21 protein-coding genes are annotated in these 24,359 nt (G+C 71.8%); 2 read left to right on the top strand and 19 right to left on the bottom strand.

Going from position 1 to position 24,359, the window contains the following annotated elements:
• Position 1: 1 nt before the first annotated feature.
• The 4 genes from PUR56_RS35915 to PUR56_RS35900 form a co-directional block, all read right to left on the bottom strand.
• Complete coding sequence (locus PUR56_RS35915; RefSeq protein WP_329952044.1) at positions 2–520, bottom strand: DUF5753 domain-containing protein; 519 nt, start codon at positions 518–520, stop codon at positions 2–4.
• 268 nt (positions 521–788) lie between these two features.
• A complete protein-coding gene (locus PUR56_RS35910) occupies positions 789–1,301 on the bottom strand; it encodes a DUF6879 family protein (RefSeq protein WP_329952043.1) in 513 nt (170 codons plus the stop codon).
• Entirely contained in the window at positions 1,285–1,494 is a 210-nt protein-coding gene (locus PUR56_RS35905; protein ID WP_329952042.1) for a hypothetical protein, read from the bottom strand. Before PUR56_RS35905 ends, PUR56_RS35910 begins: the two co-directional genes overlap by 17 nt.
• Before the next feature lie 322 nt (positions 1,495–1,816).
• Complete coding sequence (locus PUR56_RS35900) at positions 1,817–2,407, bottom strand: dienelactone hydrolase family protein (protein ID WP_329952041.1); 591 nt, start codon at positions 2,405–2,407, stop codon at positions 1,817–1,819.
• Between the two features lie 194 nt (positions 2,408–2,601).
• Between PUR56_RS35900 and PUR56_RS35895 the strand changes: the two genes are divergently transcribed.
• Complete coding sequence (locus tag PUR56_RS35895; protein WP_329952160.1) at positions 2,602–4,236, top strand: alkaline phosphatase D family protein; 1,635 nt, start codon at positions 2,602–2,604, stop codon at positions 4,234–4,236.
• A 99-nt stretch (positions 4,237–4,335) separates the two neighbouring features.
• Here PUR56_RS35895 and PUR56_RS35890 read toward each other — a convergent pair whose 3' ends face one another.
• From PUR56_RS35890 to PUR56_RS35865, 6 genes are all read right to left on the bottom strand, one after another.
• Complete coding sequence (locus PUR56_RS35890) at positions 4,336–5,250, bottom strand: ABC transporter permease (RefSeq protein ID WP_443034613.1); 915 nt, start codon at positions 5,248–5,250, stop codon at positions 4,336–4,338.
• Between the two features lie 5 nt (positions 5,251–5,255).
• Positions 5,256–8,120, bottom strand: coding sequence for an alpha/beta fold hydrolase (locus PUR56_RS35885; protein WP_329952040.1), 2,865 nt, complete (start codon positions 8,118–8,120; stop codon positions 5,256–5,258).
• A gap of 164 nt (positions 8,121–8,284) precedes the next feature.
• Positions 8,285–8,755, bottom strand: coding sequence for a GNAT family N-acetyltransferase (locus tag PUR56_RS35880; protein WP_329882133.1), 471 nt, complete (start codon positions 8,753–8,755; stop codon positions 8,285–8,287).
• A 10-nt stretch (positions 8,756–8,765) separates the two neighbouring features.
• Positions 8,766–9,704 (bottom strand): RluA family pseudouridine synthase, encoded by a 939-nt coding sequence (locus tag PUR56_RS35875; RefSeq protein ID WP_329882134.1) that lies wholly within the window; start codon positions 9,702–9,704, stop codon positions 8,766–8,768.
• 54 nt (positions 9,705–9,758) lie between these two features.
• Entirely contained in the window at positions 9,759–10,520 is a 762-nt protein-coding gene (lspA, locus tag PUR56_RS35870) for a signal peptidase II (protein WP_329952039.1), read from the bottom strand.
• A 185-nt stretch (positions 10,521–10,705) separates the two neighbouring features.
• Positions 10,706–11,221 carry a TraR/DksA family transcriptional regulator gene (locus PUR56_RS35865; RefSeq protein ID WP_329952038.1) on the bottom strand — a complete coding sequence of 172 codons (516 nt, stop codon included), beginning with the start codon at positions 11,219–11,221 and terminating at the stop codon, positions 10,706–10,708.
• Between the two features lie 715 nt (positions 11,222–11,936).
• Here PUR56_RS35865 and ileS point away from each other — a divergent pair.
• Positions 11,937–15,083, top strand: coding sequence for an isoleucine--tRNA ligase (ileS, locus tag PUR56_RS35860; RefSeq protein ID WP_329952037.1), 3,147 nt, complete (start codon positions 11,937–11,939; stop codon positions 15,081–15,083).
• Between the two features lie 202 nt (positions 15,084–15,285).
• Here the strand turns inward: ileS and PUR56_RS35855 are convergent, their stop codons facing one another.
• The 9 genes from PUR56_RS35855 to ftsW form a co-directional block, all read right to left on the bottom strand.
• Positions 15,286–16,656, bottom strand: a complete 1,371-nt coding sequence (locus PUR56_RS35855) for a DivIVA domain-containing protein (protein WP_329882138.1) — start codon at positions 16,654–16,656, stop codon at positions 15,286–15,288.
• 59 nt (positions 16,657–16,715) lie between these two features.
• Positions 16,716–16,997: a YggT family protein gene (locus PUR56_RS35850; RefSeq protein ID WP_030301231.1), complete on the bottom strand. Its 282-nt coding sequence runs from the start codon at positions 16,995–16,997 to the stop codon at positions 16,716–16,718.
• Between the two features lie 93 nt (positions 16,998–17,090).
• Entirely contained in the window at positions 17,091–17,693 is a 603-nt protein-coding gene (locus PUR56_RS35845) for a cell division protein SepF (protein ID WP_327676357.1), read from the bottom strand.
• Between the two features lie 227 nt (positions 17,694–17,920).
• Positions 17,921–18,727 (bottom strand): YggS family pyridoxal phosphate-dependent enzyme, encoded by an 807-nt coding sequence (locus tag PUR56_RS35840; RefSeq protein ID WP_329952036.1) that lies wholly within the window; start codon positions 18,725–18,727, stop codon positions 17,921–17,923.
• Positions 18,727–19,458 carry a peptidoglycan editing factor PgeF gene (gene pgeF, locus PUR56_RS35835; RefSeq protein ID WP_329882141.1) on the bottom strand — a complete coding sequence of 244 codons (732 nt, stop codon included), beginning with the start codon at positions 19,456–19,458 and terminating at the stop codon, positions 18,727–18,729. The genes PUR56_RS35840 and pgeF overlap by 1 nt, the downstream gene beginning before the upstream one ends.
• Entirely contained in the window at positions 19,455–20,681 is a 1,227-nt protein-coding gene (ftsZ, locus tag PUR56_RS35830; RefSeq protein ID WP_329882142.1) for a cell division protein FtsZ, read from the bottom strand. The genes pgeF and ftsZ overlap by 4 nt, the downstream gene beginning before the upstream one ends.
• 407 nt (positions 20,682–21,088) lie before the next feature.
• Positions 21,089–21,892 (bottom strand): cell division protein FtsQ/DivIB, encoded by an 804-nt coding sequence (locus PUR56_RS35825; protein ID WP_329882143.1) that lies wholly within the window; start codon positions 21,890–21,892, stop codon positions 21,089–21,091.
• Positions 21,885–22,991, bottom strand: a complete 1,107-nt coding sequence (gene murG, locus PUR56_RS35820; RefSeq protein WP_329952035.1) for an undecaprenyldiphospho-muramoylpentapeptide beta-N-acetylglucosaminyltransferase — start codon at positions 22,989–22,991, stop codon at positions 21,885–21,887. The genes PUR56_RS35825 and murG overlap by 8 nt, the downstream gene beginning before the upstream one ends.
• A gap of 6 nt (positions 22,992–22,997) precedes the next feature.
• Complete coding sequence (gene ftsW, locus PUR56_RS35815) at positions 22,998–24,305, bottom strand: putative lipid II flippase FtsW (RefSeq protein WP_380520418.1); 1,308 nt, start codon at positions 24,303–24,305, stop codon at positions 22,998–23,000.
• Positions 24,306–24,359: the final 54 nt, after the last annotated feature.

Below are 24,359 nucleotides of genomic sequence, written 5' to 3'. Positions count from 1 at the left end.
TCTAGGCGCCACGGCGAAAATCATCCGACCATCGCTCGAGCTGCGCCCGAGCATCTCCACCGAAAAGTGCGTAGCTCTCCATCGTCGAGAAAGCCTCCACATGCATGACCACATCCCTCGGGTCTCGAATCACCAGAACTCCACTGGCGGTTTCGATCGTGACGAGGGATTTGTCATAAATGGTGAAAGTGTCCATTGGAGCAACGGGCATGCGGCCCCGCAAAGGGATGACGCCGATCCGGACATTTGGCAGCCTCGAAACGGACGCAAGCCGATCCAGCTGCACAGCCATAGCCGGAGCCGAGATCAGCGGCCACCTTACCGCCATCTCCGACAACAGGAAAGTGAACCGCTTTCGGGCGTCATAGAGGACCTCCTGGCGGCTCAACTTCCGCGCGATCAGCCGGCTCTGGTCCCCGCCGAGGTGGGCCAGACTGGCCCTGATGTACTCGGGAGTCGACAGCAGGCCGGTGATCATCGAGAGCAGGAAGTACCTGAACTCGACGGTGCCGGCCTCCATGCCGGCCAGTTCCTGCTGCTTGTACTGGAGGCCTCGACGCCGGAGGGATCGGAGGTCCTGCCTCTCGGTGTGAGCCAGGCGGACAAGCTCCGCCACCCTGGCGAGCACGTCCGGCGGGGCATCCAGAGCGCGGAGGATCTGCTCGACATCTACCGGATTCGCCGGAGTCTTCCCAGCCGGGCCCCTGAGAGCCCGGCTCGCTGTCGCAGCTCTTTCAATGTCGCAGCCAGTTCCTGCTTCGAGCGGCCCAGCTGCTCCGGGTGGAGCGTCACGACCCGACGTACTCCAGGAACGGCACGGATTCCGCAACAGCAATGCGCTGATACTCGATGAAGGGCGCAGGATCACCATCGAAGAGTTCGCGGCTGATCTGCGTCCCGTCCGCCCGGTAATTCATCAGGACGACTTTTGACCTGTCGAACATCCAGAAGTCCCGAGCACCCACCAAGGGATTCTCCCGGTCGGTCACATCGAGGATTCGAATACCCTCGCCGGCAGTGACGTGATGCCGGTAGTAGTGATCGAACTCGAAACGAAGGTAGTCCGAGAGTGGGCGAGTGACAACATGGACCCTCCCGACCTTCTTCCCCTCGGCCGACCACTGCCGGACTTCACTCATCCAGCCGGACTCATAGTCATCGGGGGAATTCTCTCCGTCCAGGAAGCGCGCCAGCTTCTCCGCCTCCTGTGGCACGGCGTAGGCGGGCAGCGTTTCGAGCCTCCACGCCTCCAACCGCATGGAGTCGAAGCACTGCTCCCAGGCATCACCAGCCAAGAGCACGGAACGCCTCCCTCAACACGCTCTCGGGAATCTCGACCAGCCCCTCGCCCGCGGGCGGGGCAAAGGCCTCGGACAGCTCGCCCTGAACCACGAACGACCCCGCCTCCGTCCGGTAGACGTTGGGACAGTCCTTCTCCCCGCACTCGCCACTGCCGCTACCTGTGAGCCGAGTGAGCACTGCACGTCCGGACACGTCAAGCCTCCTTGGGCCGAGCATGGTTGACCAGCTGACAGCCAAGCTAGCGACGCCGGGCGCAGACCGTCCACGCATAACCGCGACTATGCACGTCATCGACTAATGATCACGACCCGAGCTCCTCGGCGGCTCAGCACAGCCTCCCCGGCTTCCGCCCACTTCGAGGTCCGAACCGCAGTCGGCGCATTCGCCCCCGCCCCTGGTTCCCCTCACCGCCCCACCACACGGCCGCCTTCGTCGTGCACGACGAAGGCGGCCGGATCCCCTGCGCGGGAAGTCGGCCGGGCCGACTTCCCGCGCAGGCAGGACAGCGGCGACCTCAGGCGGCCTGTTCGTCCAGCTCGGCGAGGAAGTCCAGGGCCACGGCCCACGCCCGCTCCGCCGCTTCGGCGTCGTAGTCGGCCAGGTCGGGGTCGGTGAAGACGTGCCCCGCGCCCCGGTAGCGGTGGATCTCCACGTCGGCGCCGGCCTTGCGCATGCCCAGGTACCAGGCGTTCAGCCAGTCCTCGGGCTCGAACGGGTCGGGCTCGGCGATGTGCAGCTGGACCGGGATCGAGGTGGCCGCGTCCTCGCGGATGTCGGACGTGCCGTGCAGGAGCAGCAGGCCGAGGGCCTTCTCGTCGGCGAGCGCGAGGTTCTGGGCGAGCGAGCCGCCGAGCGAGAAGCCCGCGTAGACGAGCGGCGCCCCGGAGCCCAGCAGCGGGGCGGCGGCTCCGACGGCCAGCCGCAGCAGCTCGTCGCTGCCGACCTCCTCCTTGTACGCCATGCCCTCCTCGACGTCGTCGAAGGTCCGTCCCTCGAAGAGGTCGGGGGTGTGCACGGTGTGCCCGGCGGCGCGCAGCCGGTCGGCGGCGGCGTGGACGGCGGGGCGCAGGCCGTACACGGAGTGGAGGAGCAGGATCTGTGCCACGGGCGGGACTTCCTTGCGACAGGGGGCCGGAACAGCCTCCCATCATCGCGCATGGCCGCCGGGTGGCCGAGCGCACCCGCCACGATGGCGGGACGCCACACCTCGGTGAAGCAGCGACGAACAGTCAGTTCAACGTATGGAACAGCGCATTACCGACCGGTAGCCTGTCCGCCGTGACTGACCTTGTCGATGACATGACCGCCGCCCGCCCGCACCGCCGCCAGGTGCTCAAGGCCACCGCCCTCGCGGCCGGCGCCGCCGCCCTGCCGCTCGCCCTCGGCACCTCGGCCCACGCCGCGACCGCCCCGCAGTTCCTGCACGGCGTCGCCTCCGGCGACCCGCTCCCCGACGGCATCCTGCTCTGGACCCGCGTCACCCCGGCCCCGGAGGCCGTTCCCGGCTCCGGCCTCGGTGCCGACACCGACGTGCGCTGGGAGCTCGCCACCGACAAGGGCTTCACCCGGCTCGCGGCGAGCGGCACGGTGACCACCACCGCCGCCACCGACCACACCGTCAAGGCGGACGTCCGCGGCCTCACCCCGGGCACCCTCTACTGGTACCGCTTCACCGCCGGCGGGACGGTCTCCCCCCTCGGCCGCACCCACACCACCCCGGCCGCCGACTCCGCCCTCGACCGGCTCCGCTTCGGCGTCGCGTCCTGCGCCAACTGGGAGGCCGGCTACTTCTCGGCGTACCGTCACCTGGCGGCCCGCGGCGACCTCGACGCCTTCCTCTTCCTCGGCGACTACATCTACGAGTACAAGACCGGCGAGTTCTGCGCCCGCGGCTCGGTGGTCCGCCCGCACGCCCCTGCCCACGAGATCCTCACCCTCGCCGACTACCGCACCCGGCACGGCCGCTACAAGACCGACGAGGACCTCCAGGCACTGCACGCCCAGGTCCCGACGATCGCGATCTGGGACGACCACGAGTTCGCCAACGACGCCTGGTCCGGCGGCGCCGAGAACCACACCCCGGGCGCCGAGGGCGACTGGGCGGCCCGGGTGGCCGGCGCCAAGCAGGCCTACTTCGAGTGGATGCCGGTCCGTCCGTCCGTCGCGGGCACCACCTACCGCCGTCTGCGCTACGGCAAGCTCGCCGACCTGCACCTGCTGGACCAGCGCTCGTTCCGCTCCCAGCAGGTCAAGGTCGGCAACGGCGACGTCGACTCGGCCGAGCGCACCATCACCGGCCGCGCGCAGATGGACTGGCTGAAGTCCGGCCTCTCCGCCTCCGACACCACCTGGCGGCTGATCGGCAACGAGGTGATGATCTCCCCGGTCGCCCTCTTCGCCCTCCCCGACTACATCCTTCGCCCGCTGGCCAAGCTGCTCGGCCTGCCCGGCGAGGGTCTGGCGATCAACACCGACCAGTGGGACGGCTACACCCACGACCGCCGCGAGCTGCTCGGCCACCTCAGGGCGAACGGCATCACCAACACCGTCTTCCTGACCGGCGACATCCACTCGGCCTGGGCGTCGGACGTCCCGAACGAGGCCGCCACGTACCCGCTGTCCGGCAGCGCCGCGACCGAGTTCGTGGTCACCTCGGTGACCTCGGACAACATCGACGACATCCTGAAGGTCGCGCCGCAGACCCTCTCGCTGGCCGCCATCGCCGCGCTCCAGGCCTCCAACCGGCACATCAAGTGGGTCGACCTGGACTCGCACGGCTACGGCGTGCTGGACATCACCCCGAGCCGGACGCAGATGGACTACTACGTCGTCTCCGACCGGACCCGCAAGGACGCCACCACCAAGTGGACGCGCTCCTACCGCACCAGGTCCGGCACCCAGCAGGTCGAGCGCGTCTACTCGCCCGTCAAGTAGCCGCCGGCACGACGGCCCCGCCCGCCGGTCAGCGGCGGGCGGGGCCCCGGCCGAGGGCCCCGCCCGAGGAGCGCGGCCCGAGGAGCGCGGCCGGGGCGGTCAGGACACCACGTCCTTGCGGGCGAAGCCGCGGAACGCCAGCGCCAGCAGCACCACCGCGTAGGACAGCGACAGCGACACGCCCTGCACCATGCCGCCCCACTCCAGCTGCGGCTGCAGGGCGTCCGCCCACGCGTACTGCCAGTGCGCGGGCAGCCACGCCCGCAGGTCACCGAGCGCGGTGATGGCGTCCAGCACCCCGGTGATGATCGAGGCGAACACCGCCCCGCCCACGGCCCCCAGGGGCGCGTCGGTGGCGGTGGAGAGCCAGAACGCCAGCGCGGCGATCACGACCTCGCTCAGGAAGACGAACACCACCGCGACCGCCAGCCGGGGCAGTGCCTCCCCTGCCGTCAGGCTCGCGCCGGCCGGCAGCTTCAGGTCGCCCCACCCGTACGCGGCGGTGCCGACGCCCAGTCCGACCAGCGGCAGCAGCAGCACCGCGACCGCCGAGAACAGCAGCCCGACCGCGAACTTGCGGGCCAGCAGCCGGGCCCGGGGCACCGGCGCGGCCAGCAGGTACCGCAGCGAGGACCAGCTCGCCTCGGAGGCCACCGTGTCGCCGCAGAACAGCGCGACCGGGATCACCAGCATGAAGCCGGTGCCCATGAAGAGCATGGTGGCCGCGAAGTTCGGCCCGGACGAGGTGGCCAGTTCGATGAACGTGGTCCGGTCGGCCCGGTTCGGGGTGCCGGCCACCTGGAACGCCGCCAGCACGATGAGCGGCATCGCGGCCAGCACGCCACCGATCACCATCGTCCGCCGGCGCCGGAGCTGACGGACCACCTCGACGCGCAGCGGCAGCGTCCGACCGGCCCGGTACCCGGGGGCGTGGTCCGGCGACACCCCGCCCGACGAGCCACCGGACGAGCCACCGGACGAGCCACCGGACGACGACACCCCAGAAGACACCACGGCGCTCACGCCGTACCTCCGATCAGCGACAGGAACGCATCCTCCAGCCGGCGCTGCGGCCCGGCCGACGCGACCGGCACCCCGAGCCGCACCAGCTCGGCCAGCAGCTGACTGGCAGCCATGCCGTCCAGCCGGACGAGCAGCCCGCCCTCGGCCGCCTCCGCCGACGCGACGCCGGCCAGGACCGCCACCTTGTCGGCCGCCGCCGCCAGCTCCTCGGCCCCGAACGAGGCGTCGGTCCCGACCAGCAGTTGCTCGCCACCGCCGACGATCTCCGCGACGGCGCCGGTGGTGATCAGCCGGCCGCGGTCCATGACCACCAGGTCGGTGCAGCTCTGTTCGACCTCCGCCAGCAGATGGCTGGAGACGATGACGGTCCGCCCGGCGGCGGCGTACCGGATCATCACCTCGCGCATCTCGCGGATCTGCGGCGGGTCGAGCCCGTTGGTCGGCTCGTCGAGGATCAGCAGGTCGGGCAGGCCCAGCATCGCCTGGGCGATGGCGAGTCGCTGCCGCATGCCCTGCGAGTAGGTGCGCACCGCCCGGTCCAGCGCCTCGCCGAGTCCGGCGATGGCCAGGGCCTCGTCCAGGTGCGCGTCGGCCTCGGGCCGGCCGGTGGCCTGCCAGTAGAGCCGCAGGTTGGCCCGCCCGGTGAGGTGCGGGAGGAAGCCCGCGCCCTCGACGAAGGCACCGACCCGGGACAGCACCGGCGCACCCGGCCGCACCAGGTGGCCGAAGATCCTGATCTCGCCGACGTCGGGCCGGATCAGGCCCATCAGCATCCGCAGGGTGGTGGTCTTGCCCGCGCCGTTGGGGCCCAGCAGGCCGAGCACCTGGCCCTGCTCCACCCGGAAGCCCAGGTCCTTGACCGCGTACCGGTCGGCGGCGCCCTTGTACCGCTTGCTGAGTCCGGTGATCTGCAGCGGCACCCCGCCCAGCACCGGGTCGTACGCCGCGCCCCGCTCCGCCCGCGCCCGGCGCCGGAGCCGGGGCAGCAGCAGCACGGCCGCCGCCACCGCGACGGCGACCAGCGGCAGCACCCAGGTCCGCGACGGCAGCGGCGCGGCCTCGGTGACCAGCCCGTCCACGGTCGGCAGGGTCAGCGGTCCGGTGACGGCGGCCCGGTAGGTGGCCGGTTCGGCGGGTGACGCGTACGCGAGGTCGGTCGAGGCGAGCACCAGCCTGAGCCGGTGCCCGGAGTCGAAGGTGTGGTCGACGGTGGGCAGCCCCACCGTGACGGTCCGCCCGTCGGGCCCGTCCGCGCCGGTCACCCGGAGCGGGGCGGACAGCTGCTGCGGCAGGGTCTGCTTGCCGTCCGGGGCGACGTCGTACAGCTTCGCGAAGAGCACCGCGTCCGGGCGGTCCGCCCGGACCCTGATCGGGACGGTGGGCCGGCCGGTCAGGTGCACCGAGGCGTCCAGCGGCTCCGACTCGAAGGCGGCGAACTGCCCGGGGAAGTCCAGGGAGACCGAGGCACCGAGTGCGGCGGCCTGGCTGAGCGCGCCGATACCCGGCAGCGCGGAGATGTTGGGCGGGGCGCCGCCCGGCGGGTTGGCGAAGGCCTGCTCACCGTCGGCGGAGGGACCGGTCAGCCGGTACTGCCGCGAGCCGGTGCCGCCGAGCCCGGGGTAGGCCTCGGCCGTCGCCCCGCGCAGGACCGGCTGGAAGCCGGTGGAGTCCACCCCACCGGTCCGGGTCACCCGGAACGCCGCCCCGGTACCGCCGTCACCCTGCGAGGCGTCGCCGTCCTTCGGGGCACCGTCCCCCTTCGGGGCATCGCCGCTCGCAGCGCCGCCGCCCTTCAGGTAGCGGTCGAACCAGGCACCCACCCGGGCGTCCACCCGGTCGCTGGTGTCGGTCGCACCGTCGTGCCCGCCGGCGAACCAGTCCACCGCGACGGGGGCGCCGTTGGCCGCCACCGCACGCGCGATCGCGTCCCCCTGGTCGAGCGGGAACAGCGAGTCCTGCTGTCCCTGGACGACCAGCGTCGGCACCTTCAGCCGGTCCGCGACCGAGGACGGGCTGGACCGGTCCAGCAGCGCGACCGCCTCCGGGTCGGCGTGCCCGGTGGTGGCCACCCGGTCGTACATCCGGCACAGCTCCTCCAGGAACCGTCCGCAGCCGACCTGCCCGGCCCCCTCCGACGCCACCGACGGCCGGGCCGCGCCCCCCGACGGACCGAGGTCGCCCGCCGATCCGGTGGTGAAGAAGATCCCGGCCCACAGCTTCTTGAACACCCCGTCGACCGCGCCGGAGCCCTGCACCCCCTGCGGGAACAGCGCGTCGGCCAGGTTCCACCAGGTGATCTGGCTGGCCACCGCGTCGATCCGGCGGTCGTACGCCGAGCCGAGCAGCGCCACCGCCCCGCCGTAGGAGGCGCCGGTGATGCCGACCCGGGGGTCGCCGGGTCCGTCGAGGCGTACCTCGGGCCGCTGGGCCAGCCAGTCCACCAGGCGCTTGACGTCCTCGACCTCGCGGTCCGGCGCGTTCAGCCCGATCTTCCCGCCGGAGCGTCCGAAGCCGCGTGCCGACCAGGTGAGCACCGCGTACCCCTGCCGGGCCAGCTGCTCGGCCCGGTCCCGCTCGCCCTCCTTGGAACCGCCGAAGCCGTGGCCGAGCAGGACGGCCGGGCGCGGGCTTTCCCCGGTCGTGAAGAAGGAGGTGTCCAGCTGGACCACCTGCTGGCTGCCGGGTGTCTCGGGCATCGCGAGGAAACGATCCTCCTGCCGGACCGCCTGTTCCCCACCGGCGGCCACGGCCGCCGTACCCACGCCGGCCACCACCACCAGGGCCACCGCACCCGCCAGCAGTCTCCGTCCGGCCGCCGTACCGCGACCGCGCCACCGGCGCCACGCCCCACCGAGCTCCATGGTCCGTGATCGTAGCCGCCGCTCGGGTAGGCGGCTGATAAGAGCGCCCCGGCCCGGCCCCCGCGCAGGCCCGACAGGCCCGACAGGCCCGCCAGATCGAAAACCGGGCGGGCCCGCCGAAGCGGACCCGCCCGAAGCCTCACGAACCCACCCGGAGGGCAGCCCTACAACACCCGGGTCATCGTCCGGTGCGGGATCCCGGCGTCGTCGTAGACCCCGCCCTCGGCCACGTACCCGAGCCGCTCGTAGAACCCCAGCGCCTGCACCTGTGCGTGCAGCTCCACCTCACGCGCCCCGCGCCGGCGTCCGGCCGCCTCCACGGCGCGCACCAGCTCCGCTCCGAGCCCGGTGCCCCGGGCGGCTCCGACCACCGCGAGCCGGCCGAGCAGTACCCGCCCCTCGGTCCCCCCGGTCAGCCCGAGCGCCTGCTCGCCGAAGATCAGCCGGGCCGTCCCCCACGGCTCCCCCGCCGGCCCGACGGCCAGCAGGTGCTCCGAGGTGGCGTCCAGCTCGTCGTACTCCAGCTCCTCCGGCACGCCCTGCTCCTCGACGAACACCGTCCGCCGGACGCCCCGGACCAACGCGAGGTCGTCCTCCCCCTCGGCGATCCGGATCCGTGCCGCGAAAGCGCTCATGCCGGCCGCCTCAGCTCTCGGACGAGATGATGTCGAGCGACTTCCGCAGGTCGGCCGGGTACTCGCTGGAGAACTCCACCCACTCGCCGTCCGCCGGGTGCTCGAAGCCGAGCGAGACGGCGTGCAGCCACTGACGGGTGAGGCCGAGCCGCTTGGCGAGCGTGGGGTCGGCGCCGTAGGTGAGGTCGCCGACGCAGGGGTGGCGCAGTGCGGACATGTGGACGCGGATCTGGTGGGTGCGCCCGGTCTCCAGCTTGATGTCCAGCAGCGAGGCGGCCCGGTAGGCCTCGATCAGGTCGTAGTGCGTGACGGACGGCTTGCCCTCGCGGGTGACCGCCCACTTCCAGTCGGAACTGGGGTGGCGCCCGATCGGGGCGTCGACGGTGCCGCTGAGCGGGTCCGGGTGGCCCTGGACCAGCGTGTGGTACTTCTTCTCGGTGATCCGGTCGTGGAACTGCCGCTTGAGGTCGGTGTAGGCGCGCTCCGACTTGGCGACGACCATCAGCCCGGAGGTGCCGACGTCGAGCCGGTGCACGACGCCCTGGCGCTCGGCGGCGCCCGAGGTGGAGATCCGGTAGCCGGCCGCGGCGAGGCCGCCGATCACGGTGGGGCCGGTCCAGCCCGGGCTGGGGTGCGCGGCGACCCCGACCGGCTTGTCGACGAGCACGATGTCCTCGTCGTCGTGGACGATGCGCATGCCCTCGACGTGCTCGGCGACGATCTGCACGGGTGCGGCGGGGGCGGGGATCTCGACCTCCAGCCAGGAACCGGCGGTGACGCGGTCCGACTTGCCGGCGACGGCGCCGTCGAGCGTCACCTTGCCGTCGGCGGCCAACTCGGCGGCCTTGGTCCGGGAGAAGCCGAACATCCGGGCGAGGGCGGCGTCGAGACGCTCGCCTTCGAGGCCGTCGGGTACGGGGAGGCTGCGGATCTGCGCTGCGGTACTCACCCGTACGAGTATGCCGGACGCGGGGGCCACCCCTTACGCGGCCGGTCCGCCGCCCTACTCGGCCGGGTCCTCCGCGCGCTCGCCCTTGGACCCCTTCTCCGCCGGCTGGTGGACGGTGCCGTCGGGGTTGCTGCCCCGGAAGGAGAGCAGGACGACCAGGATGCCGCCGCAGACGATCGCCGAGTCGGCGAGGTTGAAGACGGCGAAGTGCTGGACGGAGATGAAGTCCACGACGTGCCCGCGGAACACGCCGGGCGAGCGGAACAGCCGGTCGGTGAGGTTGCCGAGGGCGCCGCCGAGCAGCAGCCCCAGGGCGATCGCCCACGGCAGGCTGTACAGCCGCCGGGCGATCCGCCAGATCACCACGATGACGGCCGAGGCGATCATGGTGAAGACGACGGTGAGCGCCTGCCCCATGCCGAAGGCGGCGCCGGAGTTGCGGATCACCTGGAAGGTCACCACGTCGCCGATCACCTTGATCGCCGCGTGGTTCTCCAGCCGGGCCACCACCAGCAGCTTGCTGCCGAAGTCGATCAGGAAGGCCAGGAGCGCGACCACCAGCAGCACGCCGATCCGGCGGCGCCCCTTCGACGCCTCGTGCCCCGGCTCCGCCCCGTCGACGACGGCACCGACCGCGGTGGCCCCGACCGCCGCGGTACCGACCGCAGTCGCCCCGGCCGCGGTGGCCCCGAGACCGGTGGCCCCGAGACCGGCGGCACCGACCGCGGTGGCACCGGCGGGTGCGACCCCGACGGCCGTGGCACCGGGGGCTTCGGCGGGGACGGCGGAGGTACGCGTCTCACCGGACTCGGTCACGGTCTCCGCCACGGCTTCGGCGGGCGTCGGGACGGACTCGTCCCGCGTCTGGGGGGAACCTTGCGTACTGATGATCCGCTCCGCTGCCGTGACGTGGGTGGGCCGGGGAACGCCCGACCTCCGACAGATCAGGCGACGTTACGGGGTCGAGCCTACGGCAAGCCCGACCCCCCGCGTCGCCCCGGTCAGCGGCGTTCCTGCTTGGCCTTGCACTGGACGCAGAGCGTCGCCCGCGGGAAGGCCTGCATCCGCGCCTTGCCGATGGCCTGGCCGCAGGACTCGCAGGTCCCGAAGCCGACGCCCTCCAGCCGGGCGAGCGCGTGCTCGGTCTGGGCGAGGCTGTCACGGGCGTTGTTGGCCAGCGCCACCTCGCTCTCCCGCGAGATGTTCTTGGTGCCGGCGTCCACCTGGTCGTCGCCGGCGCCGTCGTTGGAGTCGCGCATCAGGCCGGTGATGGCCGCCTCGGCCGCGTCGATCTCGTGCTGCAGCCGCTCCAGCTCGCTGATCAGCTCGGCGTGCAGCTCGTGCACCTCGTTCGAGGTCCACGGGTCCTCGCCGGGGCGGACGGGCAGCTCCGCCGGATCGACCGACTCGGCGCCGCCGGTGGCCCGGACGGCCCCGTTCTGGGCCGGCGTGCGGGTGCGGCCGGGGGCCACGAGAGCGGTGTCGGTGGTGTTCTTTCGCCGTGCGGTAGTGGTCACGGTCCCCTCCCCTGGATCGCCTGCCACGGCCTTGCGTGTCCGCTTGGTGGCGGTACCCGCGCCGGTTGCCTTCTCAGCCATGGCTTCGACCCCATCTACGAACGAATCGAGCCGCCGGTTCCCGGCGGCCTCCAGTGCCGGAACGATAATCCCGATCAAAAACGGTCACAACATGACATACCGACGCCTCACAATGATCCCACCCGGGCAGCCGTCACAGGCGCCACGCCCATGCGCCGACCAGAGTTGTGCCCCGTACGCCCCCGCCTAACCACCCCCGGACGCCGCACCGGAGGCCCCGCCCCCACGACGCCCGGGGCGCCCCCGGGGCTCCGGGGGCGCCGCCCCCGGCCCGCCCCCGGCCTGACGCCGAGGCCCTCCGGACGCGCCCCGGACAGGTGACCCGAAACGACTTGCGGCGGGCCGATACACTGAGCCTGCAAGGCGCAGATGGGGACGAGTACCGCAGTACGCAGCCACCAGCGACCCGGGGACGGTGCGAGCCCGGGGGTGTGCACGGCGCGAAGATCACCCCGGAGCCGCCGGAAGAACGGCCCGCGATTCCCGTCGCACCGGCCCGTAGACCCGGCAGCAAGCCCAAACAAGAGGGCCGCACGCACCACCGCGGCCAAGGAGGGTGGTACCGCGGGGCGGCATGCCGTCTCGTCCCTCCGTCGGATCCCGTCCACGCATCCGTCGGAGGTAGACGCCCGCGATGAGTACCTACAACCCCGTCCCCGCCCAGGTCGACCTGCCGGTCCTCGAACACCAGATCCTCTCCTTCTGGCAGGACAACAAGGTCTTCCAGCGCAGCCTGGAGCAGTCCGAGGGCCGCCCCGAGTGGGTCTTCTACGAGGGCCCGCCCACCGCGAACGGCATGCCCGGCGCCCACCACATCGAGGCCCGCGTCTTCAAGGACGTCTTCCCGCGCTACCGGACGATGAAGGGCTACCACGTCGCCCGCAAGGCCGGCTGGGACTGTCACGGCCTCCCGGTCGAGCTGGCCGTCGAGAAGGAGCTGGGCTTCTCCGGCAAGCAGGACATCGAGGCGTACGGCATCGCCGAGTTCAACGCCAAGTGCCGCGAGTCGGTGACCCGCCACACGGACGCGTTCACCGAGCTCACCTCGCGCATGGGCTACTGGGTCGACCTCGACCAGGCGTACCGCACCATGGACCCGTCCTACGTGCAGTCCGTCTGGTGGTCGCTCAAGCAGATCTTCGACAAGGGCCTGCTGGTCCAGGACCACCGGGTCGCCCCCTGGTGCCCGCGCTGCGGCACCGGCCTCTCCGACCACGAGCTGGCGCAGGGCTACGAGACCGTCGTCGACCCCTCGGTCTTCGTCCGCTTCCCGCTGACCGGCGGCCCGCTGGCCGGCCGCGCCGCGCTGCTGGTCTGGACCACCACTCCGTGGACCCTGGTCTCCAACACCGCCGCCGCCGTCCACCCCGACGTCACCTACGTGGTGGCCACCGACGGCACCGAGCAGTTGGTGGTCGCCGAGCCGCTGCTGGCCAAGGCCCTCGGCGAGGGCTGGGAGCCGACCGGGGAGTCCTTCACCGGCGCCGAGATGGAGCGCTGGGCCTACCGCCGCCCCTTCGACCTGGTCGCGATCGAGAACGCGCACTACGTCCTCAACGCCGACTACGTCACCACCGAGGACGGCACCGGCATCGTCCACCAGTCCCCCGCCTTCGGCGCGGACGACCTCGCGACCTGCCGCCGGTACGGCCTGCCGGTGGTCAACCCGGTGCTGGCCGACGGCACCTTCGCCCCCGAGGTCCCGCTGGTCGGCGGCCAGTTCTTCAAGAAGGCCGACGAGGCGCTGGTCGCCGACCTCAAGGAGCGCGGCCTGCTCTTCCGCCACCTGCCGTACGAGCACAGCTACCCGCACTGCTGGCGCTGCCACACCGCGCTGCTCTACTACGCGCAGCCGTCCTGGTACATCCGGACCACGGCCGTCAAGGACGCCCTGGTCCGCGAGAACGAGGCCACCAACTGGTACCCGGAGAACGTGAAGCACGGCCGCTTCGGCGACTGGCTGAACAACAACGTCGACTGGGCGCTCAGCCGCAACCGCTACTGGGGCACCCCGCTGCCGATCTGGCGCTGCGAGGAGGGCCACCTCACCTGCGTCGGCTCGCTGGCCGAGCTCTCCGAGCTGACCGGCACCGACCAGAGCGGCCTCGACCCGCACCGCCCGTACATCGACGAGGTCACCTTCGCCTGCCGTGACTGCGGCGGCACCTCGACCCGGGTGCCCGAGGTGATCGACGCCTGGTACGACTCGGGATCGATGCCCTTCGCCCAGTACGGCTACCCGTACCAGAACAAGGAGCTGTTCGAGCAGCGCTACCCGGCGCAGTTCATCTCCGAGGCGATCGACCAGACCCGCGGCTGGTTCTACACGCTGATGGCCGTCGGCACCCTGGTGTTCGACAGGAACGCGTACGAGAACGTCGTCTGCCTGGGCCACATCCTGGCCGAGGACGGTCGCAAGATGTCCAAGAACCTGGGCAACATCCTGAAGCCGATCCCGCTGATGGACCAGCACGGCGCCGACGCCGTCCGCTGGTTCATGGCCGCCGGCGGCTCCCCCTGGTCGGCCCGCCGGGTCGGCCACGGCACGATCCAGGAAGTGGTCCGCAAGACCCTCCTCACCTACTGGAACACCGTCGCCTTCCAGGCCCTGTACGCCCGGACGTCCGGCTGGGCCCCGTCCGCGGGCGACCCGGCCCCGGCCGACCGCCCGCAGCTGGACCGCTGGGTGCTCTCCGAGCTCAACACCCTGGTCCGGGAGGTCGACGCGTCCTTCCAGGCGTACGACACCCAGCGGGCCGGCAAGCTGCTCTCCGGCTTCGTCGACGACCTCTCCAACTGGTACGTCCGCCGGGGCCGCCGCCGCTTCTGGCAGGGCGACGCGGCCGCGCTCGCCACGCTGCACGAGGCGCTGGAGACGGTGACCCGGCTGATGGCCCCGCTGACCCCGTTCATCACCGAGCGGGTCTGGCAGGACCTGGTCGTCCCGGTGGTCCCGGACGCCCCGGCCTCGGTCCACCTGGCCACCTGGCCGGAGGCGGACGAGTCGCTGATCGACGCCGACCTCTCGCGCCACATGACGCTGGTCCGTCGTCTGGTCGAGCTGGGCCGGGCGACCCGCGCCGAGTCCGGCGTGAAGACCCGTCAGCCGCTCTCCCGCGCGCTGGTCGCCGCCCAGGGCTGGGAGGAGCTGCCCGCCGACCTGCGCGCGCAGATCGCGGAGGAGCTCAACGTCTCCACCCTGGAGTCGCTCGCGGCCGGCTCCGCCGACCGGACCGGTGGCGGCTCGCTGGTCGACACCACCGCCAAGGCCAACTTCCGTGCGCTGGGCAAGCGTTTCGGCAAGGGCGTGCAGGACGTCGCCAAGGCGGTGGCCGCCGCCGACGCTGCCCGGCTCGCCGCCGAGCTGCGGGCCGGGGGCACCACCTCGGTCGAGCTGGACGGTGAGACCGTCACGCTCTCCCCCGACGAGGTGATCATCACCGAGACCCCGCGCGAGGGCTGGGCCGTCGCCAACGAGTCCGGTGCCACCGTGGCCCTCGACCTGGCGATCACCCCCGAGCTGAAGCGCCTCGGCGTCGCCCGTGACGCGATCCGGCAGATCCAGGAGGCCCGCAAGAACTCCGGCCTGGACGTCGCCGACCGGATCGTCCTCCGCTGGCGCGCCACCGACGACGAGACCGCCGAGGCGATCGCCGAACACGGTTCCCTCGTCGCGGAGGAGGTCCTCGCGACCGACTTCGCCGCCGGCGCGGCCGACTGGGAGTCGGACACCTTCTCCGACGAGTCCCTCGGATTCGCCTTCCAGCTGCGCAGGGCCTGACCGAACGACCCGGAGCCGCCGCCGCCCCACCCGGGGGCGGCGGCGGCTCCGTCGTCCCCGTGAGGGTCCGGCGACCGGCCCCGACGATCAACGGCGATCGAACGCGGCGGCCGACCCGCCGCACGGCGGGGCACCGAACGCAGAACGCCCCCGCCGTGACCCGGAGGTCACGGCGGGGGCGCTGCTGACAGTCGGCTACCGCCTAGTTGTCGCCGTCCTCGTCGATCAGGAACCCGCGCATCGGCGCCGGCGCCTGCTGCATCGGCTGCGGCGGCTGCGGACGGACGGCCGCCATCGGCTGGGTCATCCCGGCCGGCTGCATCTGCGGCGCACCCGAGTTGCCACCCGAGGCCTGACCGCCGAAGCCCTGCCCACCGGAGTTACCGCCGAAGGAGCCCTGTCCGCCGAAGGACGGCTGGTTCCCGCCGAACGCCGGCTGGCTGCCGCCGAAGCTCGGCGACGGGCTGCTCATCGCACCGGCACCGGCCGGAGCCATCGACGACGCGGCCGGCGGCAGCGACGCGGTGGCCGGGAGCCGCGGCGGGGCGAGCGAGTCGTCCGCCTGCGACTCCAGCTGGCGCAGCTGGGTCTCCAGGTACGACTTCAGGCGCGTGCGGTACTCGCGCTCGAACGCCCGCAGGTCCTCGACCTTGCGCTCCAGCGTGGCACGGGCGGACTCCAGCGAGCCCATCGCGACGCGGTGCTTCTCCTGCGCGTCCCGCTCCAGGGCGTCGGCCTTGGCACGGGCGTCGCGCTCCAGGCCCTCGGCCCGGCTGCGCGCCTCGCCGACGATCTTGTTGGCCTCGGATCGGGCCTCGGAGATCGCCTGGTCGGCCGTCTGCTGGGCGAGCGCCAGGACGCGGGCGGCACTGTCGCCGCCGGGGCTCTGCTGCTGCATCGGGGCGCCCATCGGGCCACCCATCTGCTGCTGCTGGCCGCCCATCTGCTGCGGGCCGCCCATGGGGCCGCCCATCTGCTGCATCTGCTGCTGGCCCATGCCCTGGCCCATGGGGTTGCCCATGCCCTGCGGGCCGCCGGGGCCACCCATCGGCTGGAGCATCTGACCACCCATCGGCTGGACCAGCTGCTGCTGGCCGCCCATGGTCTGGCCCATCTGCTGCTGCTGCGGACCGCCGGGGCCCATCGGGCCGCCCTGGCCGGACGGAAGCTGCGGGGCGCCGGACGGCAGGCCGAGCGGCTGGTTGCCCATCTGCTGCTGCGGGCCGCCCATCTGCTGCTGCTGCGGGCCGCCGGGGCCGCCCATCTGCTGCTGCTGCGGGCCGCCGGGGCCACCCTGCTGGCCGGGGACCGGCGGGCCGGATATGGCGGCCGGCACCGGGGCGCCGGAGCGCGCGTCCTGCGGCGGCTCCTTGCGCATGTTGGCCTGGTTCTGCGCGGCGGCACGGGTCGCGGCGGCCAGCTTGGCGCGCAGGTCCTCGTTCTCGCGGAGAAGGCGGGTCAGCTCCGCCTCGACCTCGTCGAGGAAGGCATCGACCTCGTCCTCGTCATAGCCTTCGCGCAGGCGGACGGTCGTGAACTGCTTGTTCCGAACGTCCTCGGGGGTCAATGGCATCTCTTCACCTCAACGTGATCGTCGGCACACCGGCATCCTGTCGCATCGCTCACCTACGACTAGGGCCGCACAAGCGAGATCAGGACATACACAATGATCATCAGTACGAAGAAGGACAGGTCGAGCGCCACGCCCCCGAGACGCAACGGCGGAATGAACCGCCGCAGAAGCTTGAGCGGCGGATCCGTGACAGTGTACGTGGCCTCCAGGACCAGGACCATGGCCTTGCCCGGCCGCCACGAACGCGCGAACTGGAAGACCCAGTCCATCACCAGCCGCACGAGCAGGAACACCAGGAAGACGGTCAGTGCGTAATAGAGCACCGCCCACACGATCTCCATCGCGCTTCCCTCTCCCCGGTTCTTCGGCCCTTGAGGCCGCTCGCTGTCGCTAACTCACTGTCGATCAGATCCACACGTAAAGTCGTGGCCGGGTCAGCTCTGGTTGAAGAACCCACCCTCGGCGATCCGAGCCTTGTCCTCCGCCGTGACATCGACGTTAGCAGGAGACAGGAGGAACACCTTCTGCGTCACGCGCTCGATACTGCCGTGCAGACCGAAGACGAGTCCAGCGGCGAAGTCTACGAGTCGCTTCGCATCGGTGTCGTCCATCTCGGTGAGATTCATGATCACAGGGGTCCCGCCGCGGAACTGTTCCCCGATGGTACGGGCCTCGTTGTAGGTCCTCGGGTGCAGCGTGGTGATGCGGTAGGGCTCTCGTTCGTTCACTACCTTGGGCATGATCACCGGGGCGCTCTTCTCCAGGTTGTGGCGGCGTTCGGGTGTGATGGACGACACTGGGGCCATCCTCGGAGTCTCCTGGCGGATCGGGACCGCGGCCGGCACCGGCTGCGGCGCGATCGAGGGGACCGGAGCGGGGGTCGCGGCGGCCGGACGCGGGATGTCCTCGGTCCGCCCGGTCCGGATCGGCTCGGGGTCCGCGTCGTAGTCGTCGTCGGGGTCGTACCCCTGACCGTCGTACGTCTCGTCCTCCACGAGGCCGAGGTAGACCGCCATCTTGCGCATTGCGCCGGCCATGCTCCTGTCTCCTCCGCTTGTGGTGGACCGGCTCCCTCCCGGCGGCCGGGCCGTACGACCCCGCCTGCGGATTCCGCGGTCCGCCCACGACGCTCCGTCAGGCCGACGCCCGGTCAGAAATCGTGGAAGAGGGCCGCGGAGCTGCGATCCACGGTTGGCTAGCGCTCAGATAAGCTGCTAGCTTCTGTCCTATTTTGTCCTGCAGTCTGATCTACTACCCGGTGACGTTACCTGAGGGGTGACCGCACTCCGAGTACCGCCGTTCCGACGCGCACATGTGTCGCTCCGGCGGCAATGGCCTGCTCCAGATCGCCGCTCATTCCTGCGGAGACCATCGTGGCAGCAGGATGGGCCGTCCGTACGGCGGTTGCGATTTCCGCCAGCCGATCGAAGGCCCTGGCAGGGTCCCCGGCCAGCGGTCCGGCGAGCGGGGCGACCGTCATCACACCGCCCAGCCGGAGGCCGGGCGTGTCGGCGATCGCGTCGGCCATCTCCAGGACGTCCGCCGGGGCCACCCCGGCGCGGTGCTCGCCCTCGCCGTGCTCCTTGTCCAGCGCCACCTGCACCAGGCAGCCCAGCTCGGGCCGGTCCGCCTTGATCACTGCCGCGCCGAGCGACTCCACCAGCCTGAGCCGGTCCACCGAGTGCACGTGGTTCGCGTACCGGACCACCGAGCGGACCTTGTTGGTCTGCAGCTGGCCGACGAAGTGCCAGTCGAGCGGAAGGTTTCTGCACTGCTCCGCCTTGGGCGCCGCGTCCTGGTCGCGGTTCTCCGCGACGTCGGTGACGCCCAGCCCGGCCAGCAGGGCGCTGTCCTCGGCCGGGTAGGTCTTGGTGACCACGATCAGCCGGACCTCCCCGCGCGCCCGCCCGGCCGCGGCACAGGCGTCGGAGATCCGCCGCTCGACCACGTCCAGGTTGGTACCCAGTTCTTCGTACCGGGCCCGCTGCCCGTCCGTCAGCCCGGCCGACCAGCTCGCGTCGGGGAAACCGGCGGTACTTCCCGGGAACGGTCCGTAGATGTCGTTCGTCATCAGAGATCAGAGCCCAACCAGACGTAGCTCGCGAGCCGGCCCGTGCGCTGCTCGCGACGATAGGAGTAGTGATCGGCGGATTCGAGGGTGCAGACAGATGATCGCACCAACTCGGTGACTCCCGCAGCGGCCAACTGGGCCGCCACTCCGTTCGGCACGTCCAGCGCCGGTGTTCCCCAGGAGGTCTCGGCGTACGCGGCGGGCACCCGCTCGGCGACCTCGGCGCGCAACGGCGCCGGCACCTCGTAGCAGCGCCCGCAGACCGCGGGGCCGGTGGCGGCGGTGATCCGCCCGGGCTCGGCCCCCAGTTCGACCATGGCCCGGACCACCGCCGGCACCACCCCCGCCGCGAGTCCGGGCCGGCCCGCGTGGGCCGCGCCGATCACACCCGCCGCCGGGTCGGCCAGCAGCACCGGGGTGCAGTCGGCGGTCAGGACCGCCAGCGCCAGCGGCCGGTCGGTGACCACCGCGTCCACCGTGGGAGCCTCCCCCGCCGGCTGGCGCTCCGTCACCACCGCCACGTCCGCGCCGTGCACCTGGTTCATCCAGACCACGTCGGCCGGGTCCAGGCCCAGCGAACGGGCCGCGATCCCCCGGTTCTCCCGGACGGCCGCCGGGTCGTCCCCCACCGCGCCGCCGAGGTTCAGCTCCCCGTACGGCGAAGTGCTCACCCCGCCCCACCGTGAGGTGAAGGCGAAGTGAGCACCATCGCGTGCGACGCGATCGATCACTTAAGGAAATCCGGGACGTCGAGTTCCTCGGCCGGGCTCTCCACGTACGGCTGACGGGCCGGCTGCACCTGCGGCGGAACCGGGGCGGCGGTGGTGACCGGGGCCTCCGCCGAACGGGACGGACCCTCGCCGTCCGGGCGGGACGTCACCGAGCCGATGCCCCCGTACGCGGGCCGGCCGGAGGGGCGCTCGGGGGCGCCGCCCGACGAGGAGGCCGGCGGGTTGGCCGGGGCCGCGCTCGCCTTGACCACCGGGTCGCGGACGATGGCCGGCGGCTGGCCGCCGTCGAAGCCGGCCGCGATGACGGTGACCCGCACCTCGTCGCCGAGCGCGTCGTCGATGACCGCACCGAAGATGATGTTGGCCTCGGGGTGCGCCGCCTCGCTGACCAGCTGGGCGGACTCGTTGATCTCGAACAGGCCGAGGTCGGACCCGCCGGAGATGGAGAGCAGCACGCCGCGGGCCCCGTCGATCGAGGCCTCCAGCAGCGGGGAGGAGATCGCCATCACGGCGGCGGCCTTCGCGCGGTCCTCGCCGCGGGCCGAGCCGATGCCCATGAGCGCCGAACCGGCCTCGGACATGACCGACTTGACGTCGGCGAAGTCGAGGTTGATCAGGCCGGGGGTGGTGATCAGGTCGGTGATGCCCTGGACGCCGGAGAGCAGCACCTGGTCGGCGGAGCGGAACGCGTCCAGCACGCTGACCTGGCGGTCCGAGATGGACAGCAGCCGGTCGTTGGGGATCACGATGAGGGTGTCGACCTCTTCGCGGAGGCTGGCGATGCCGTCCTCGGCCTGGTTGGCGCGGCGACGGCCCTCGAAGGTGAACGGGCGGGTGACCACGCCGATGGTGAGCGCGCCCAGCGAGCGGGCGATGTTGGCGACCACGGGGGCGCCACCGGTGCCGGTGCCACCGCCCTCGCCGGCGGTGACGAAGACCATGTCGGCCCCCTTGAGGACCTCCTCGATCTCCTCGCGGTGGTCCTCGGCGGCCTTCCGGCCGACCTCGGGGTTGGCGCCGGCGCCGAGGCCCCGGGTGAGTTCACGGCCCACATCGAGCTTGACGTCGGCGTCGCTCATGAGGAGGGCCTGCGCATCGGTGTTGATCGCGATGAACTCGACGCCCTTGAGACCGACCTCGATCATCCGGTTGATGGCGTTGACACCACCGCCGCCGATTCCGACGACCTTGATGACTGCGAGGTAGTTCTGCGGTGCTGCCACGTCGAAGGCCTCTCGCCTCGAATTTCCGGGTCGGTCCGACGCCGGTACGGGTCATTCCGACGGATGTCGATGGGTAGGGAGCCTGGTTTCTGACGCAATGTCCGAAATGCCGACCGCCGACCCCAACCCTAAACTTGACCTTTAGGGTTAGTGCTGTGCCTCTGTCACATCACCAGGGAACACAGGCTGGTGACACAGGACACTAGGTGGCTCCGGCCACGTGTTTCAACGAACACGCCGAGCTTCCCTTTTTCTTTTGAGCCTATGTGATCATCAACCGCCGGATGAAACCGGGGTGACCACCAAGGGTCGGGCCGACACGAAACCGCGTCAAGCCCACCCGTCACCCGCCGCCACTCTGTCAGCGACGCGCTCCGCGCGCACCCTTGTGCAGAAAACCTACCGGATCATCCGGACACCGCCGGCGCCTCCGGCGCACTCACGTCGAAGTTCGTACCCTTCTGACCCAGCAGCGCCACCAGGACCCGGGCTTTCCGATCGGTCTGCTCGGGACTTCCCCAGCGAACCGTCGCACCCCCGCTGAGCTGCAACTGGATATCGTCGTACGAATGCACCAGAACGGCCCCGGCCCGCTGCCGGACCTCGGCCGGCAGGCCGGCGGCCACCGCCACCGCGCCCTGCACCAGCTGGGCCCTCCCGATCACCGACTCCACGTCCCTGGCGGGCTGGCTGAGCCGGAGCTCCACCACCGGGACGCCCTCCGGCGCGGCCGGCTCGGTGGCGAAGCTCACGCCACCCGCGTCGACCTGGGTGAACCGGCCGTCCTCGCCCTTCACCGCGGCGACCGCCGACCGCTGGGTGATCTTCACCCGCAGGGTGTGCGGCCAGCCCCGCCAGACCTCGGCCCCGGCCACCCGCGGGATCGCCTCGACCCGCCGCCGGACGTCCGCCAGGTCCACCCGGGCCAGCGGGCCGGAGCCGACCCCGCCGATCGCCGAGCGGACCTGGTCGGCCGTCAGCCGGTCGTCCTGGACGCCCTGCACCGAGATGCTGCGGACGTCCAGGACCGAGGAGAGGAAGACCAACCACGCCAGCACGCCCAGCACCGCGGCCGCGAGCGAACCCAGCACCACCACACCGCGCCGCGAGAGCCGGAGCCGGGGGGTGTACTCCTCGTCCCCGAGATCCTCGTCGTGCGGGTATCCCCGGCCGCCGGCCGGGGGCGGCTCGGCGAGCCGGGCGTCAGCCACGACGGCGGCCGCCCCGGGCTGCCTCGATGGCCTCGTAGACCATGCCGACCAACAGGTCGTCCGCGTCCCGGCGGCCGAACTCGGCGGCGGCCCGGCTCATGTCCCACAGCTTCTGCGGGTCGGTCAGCACCGGCAGCACGTTCTGCAGCACCCAGTCCGGGTTCAGCTCCGCGTCGTCGACCAGCAGCCCGCCGCCGGCCTTCACCATCGGCTGGGCGTTCAGCCGCTGCTCGCCGTTGCCGATCGGCAGCGGGACGAAGGCCGCGGGCAGGCCGACGGCCGCCAGCTCGGCCACCGTCATCGCGCCGGCCCGGCAGAGCATCAGGTCGGCGGCCGCGTACGCGAGGTCCATCCGGTCCAGGTACGGCAGCGCGCGGTACGGCGGCATCCCGGGGATGTCGTCCACCTGCGGCAGCTCGTTCTTCGGGCCGACGGCGTGCAGGATCTGCACGCCGTACTGCTGCAGGCGCGGGGCGATCGCGGCGATCGTCTCGTTGAGCCGGCGTGCGCCCTGCGAGCCGCCGGAGACCAGCAGCGTGGGCAGCCGCTGGTCGAGGCCGAAGTAGTGCCGGGCCTCCGGACGGGACGCGTTGCGGTCCAGCGTGGCGATGGTCCGGCGCAGCGGGATGCCGATGTACCGGGAGTCGCGCAGCTTGCTGTCCGGCGTGGAGACCGCGACGAAGTCGCTGTACCGCGCACCGATCTTGTTGGCCAGGCCCGGCCGGGCGTTGGCCTCGTGCACCACGATCGGCACACCGGCCCGCTTGGCGGCCAGGTACGCGGGCATGGCGACGTAGCCGCCGAAGCCGACCACGGCGTCCGCCTTGACCCGCTCGATGATCTCCTGGGCGGCCCGGACGGTGCCGCGCAGCCGGCCCGGGACGGTGATCAGCTCGGGGGTGGGCTTGCGGGGCAGCGGGACGGCCGGGATCAGCTCCAGCTGGTAGCCGCGCTCGGGTACCAGCCGGGTCTCCAGGCCGCGCTCGGTACCGAGGGCGGTGATCCCGATGGACGGGTCATGCCTGCGGAGGGCGTCCGCGAGGGCCATGGCCGGCTCGATGTGACCGGCGGTCCCCCCGCCGGCGAGTACGACATGCACCGAAATTCACCGCTCCCTGCGTGCCGGCACCGGGGCCGGGCGCGCTGTGGTTCGTCGTCGTGGCAGCACCCGGGCCAGCTGTTTCCTGATCCGGGAGTTCTTGCTCCGGGCGGCCAGGGCCGCCTTCGCTCCCGAGCTGCTGCGTGCCAGGCAGAGCAGCACCCCGATCGCGGACATGGCCGACAGCATGGCGGAACCGCCGTAGGAGAACAGCGGGAGCGGGACGCCCGCGATGGGCAGCAGTCCCAGCGCCGATCCCAGGTTGATCACGGCCTGAGCCATGAGCCAGGTGATGGCGGCTCCCGCGGCGTACCTGACGAAGGGGTCCTTCGTGCCGATGGCCACACGGATACCCGCGTAGCCTAGTGCCGCGAAGAGACCGATCACCGACAGCGTCCCCACCAGTCCCAGTTCCTCGCCCGTCGTGGCGAAGATGAAGTCGGTGTGCGCCTCCGGGAGCTGGCCCCACTTCTCGACCCCGGCGCCGAGGCCGGAACCGAAGAGACCGCCGAGGCCGAACGAGTAGACGCCGTGCAGGGCCTGGAAGCAGGCGCCGGCCGGGTCGAGTTTGGTGACGCCGATGCAGGAGAGCCGCTCGGCGCGGTGCGGCACGGTGACCACCAGCGCGGTGCAGACCACCACGGCCACGCCGAGGGTCGCGACGAACAGCCGCAGCGGCGCGCCGACCATCCAGAGCAGGCCGAAGAGCATGGCCACCAGGATCATCGCGGTGCCCATGTCGCCGCCGAGCATGATCAGCGCGAGCAGCAGCAGGGCGCCGGGGACCAGCGGGACCAGCAGGTGCTTCCACTGGTCGAGCGTGCCGTTCTTCTGCTTCCGGGCCAGCAGGTCGGCGCCCCAGAGCACCAGGGCGAGCTTGGCGAACTCGGACGGCTGGAACTGGAACACGCCGAAATCCAGCCAGTTCCGGTTGCCGTTGACCTCCACGCCGACACCGGGGATCGCGACCAGGACGAGTGCGCCGATCACCCCGAGCATCACCGGGTAGACGATCACCCGCAGCACGGCCACCGGGACCAGGGCGAAGCCGACCAGCAGCGCGAAGCCGAGCAGCACCCCGACCAGCTGCTTGAAGAAGTAGAACTGGGTCGAGCGGTGCTGGCCCAGCGCGAGGATCTGCGAGGCCGAGAAGACCATCATCAGCCCGAGCGCCACCAGCAGCAGCGCCGTACCGGCGATCAGCAGGTAGGGCGTGAGCGGCCGGTCCAGGGCGTACCGCACGCGGGCCCGGAAGGCCTGCAGGCGGGCCACCGGGCCGGCCGACTTGTAGGCGGTGGTGGTGGCGGAGATCACCCGCCAGCGGCCGGCCGCCCCGTTCTCCGGTGCGCCCGAACCACCCGCCCTGCC

Origin of the sequence: Streptomyces sp. BE303, assembly GCF_036290945.1 — a bacterium.
Lineage (GTDB): Bacteria > Actinomycetota > Actinomycetes > Streptomycetales > Streptomycetaceae > Kitasatospora.
This window is presented reverse-complemented; position numbering and strand designations above follow the sequence as displayed.

Excerpts from the sequence above, each read along its gene's own strand:
- ileS (WP_329952037.1), top strand. The coding sequence starts at position 11,937 with ATGAGTACCTACAACCCCGTCCCCGCCCAGGTCGACCTGCCGGTCCTC.
- PUR56_RS35880 (WP_329882133.1), bottom strand. The coding sequence starts at position 8,755 with ATGAGCGCTTTCGCGGCACGGATCCGGATCGCCGAGGGGGAGGACGAC.
- PUR56_RS35915 (WP_329952044.1), bottom strand. The coding sequence starts at position 520 with ATGGAGGCCGGCACCGTCGAGTTCAGGTACTTCCTGCTCTCGATGATC.
- PUR56_RS35885 (WP_329952040.1), bottom strand. The coding sequence starts at position 8,120 with ATGGAGCTCGGTGGGGCGTGGCGCCGGTGGCGCGGTCGCGGTACGGCG.
- PUR56_RS35855 (WP_329882138.1), bottom strand. The coding sequence starts at position 16,656 with ATGCCATTGACCCCCGAGGACGTTCGGAACAAGCAGTTCACGACCGTC.
- PUR56_RS35895 (WP_329952160.1), top strand. The coding sequence starts at position 2,602 with ATGACCGCCGCCCGCCCGCACCGCCGCCAGGTGCTCAAGGCCACCGCC.
- PUR56_RS35840 (WP_329952036.1), bottom strand. The coding sequence starts at position 18,727 with ATGACGAACGACATCTACGGACCGTTCCCGGGAAGTACCGCCGGTTTC.
- PUR56_RS35845 (WP_327676357.1), bottom strand. The coding sequence starts at position 17,693 with ATGGCCGGCGCAATGCGCAAGATGGCGGTCTACCTCGGCCTCGTGGAG.
- PUR56_RS35850 (WP_030301231.1), bottom strand. The coding sequence starts at position 16,997 with ATGGAGATCGTGTGGGCGGTGCTCTATTACGCACTGACCGTCTTCCTG.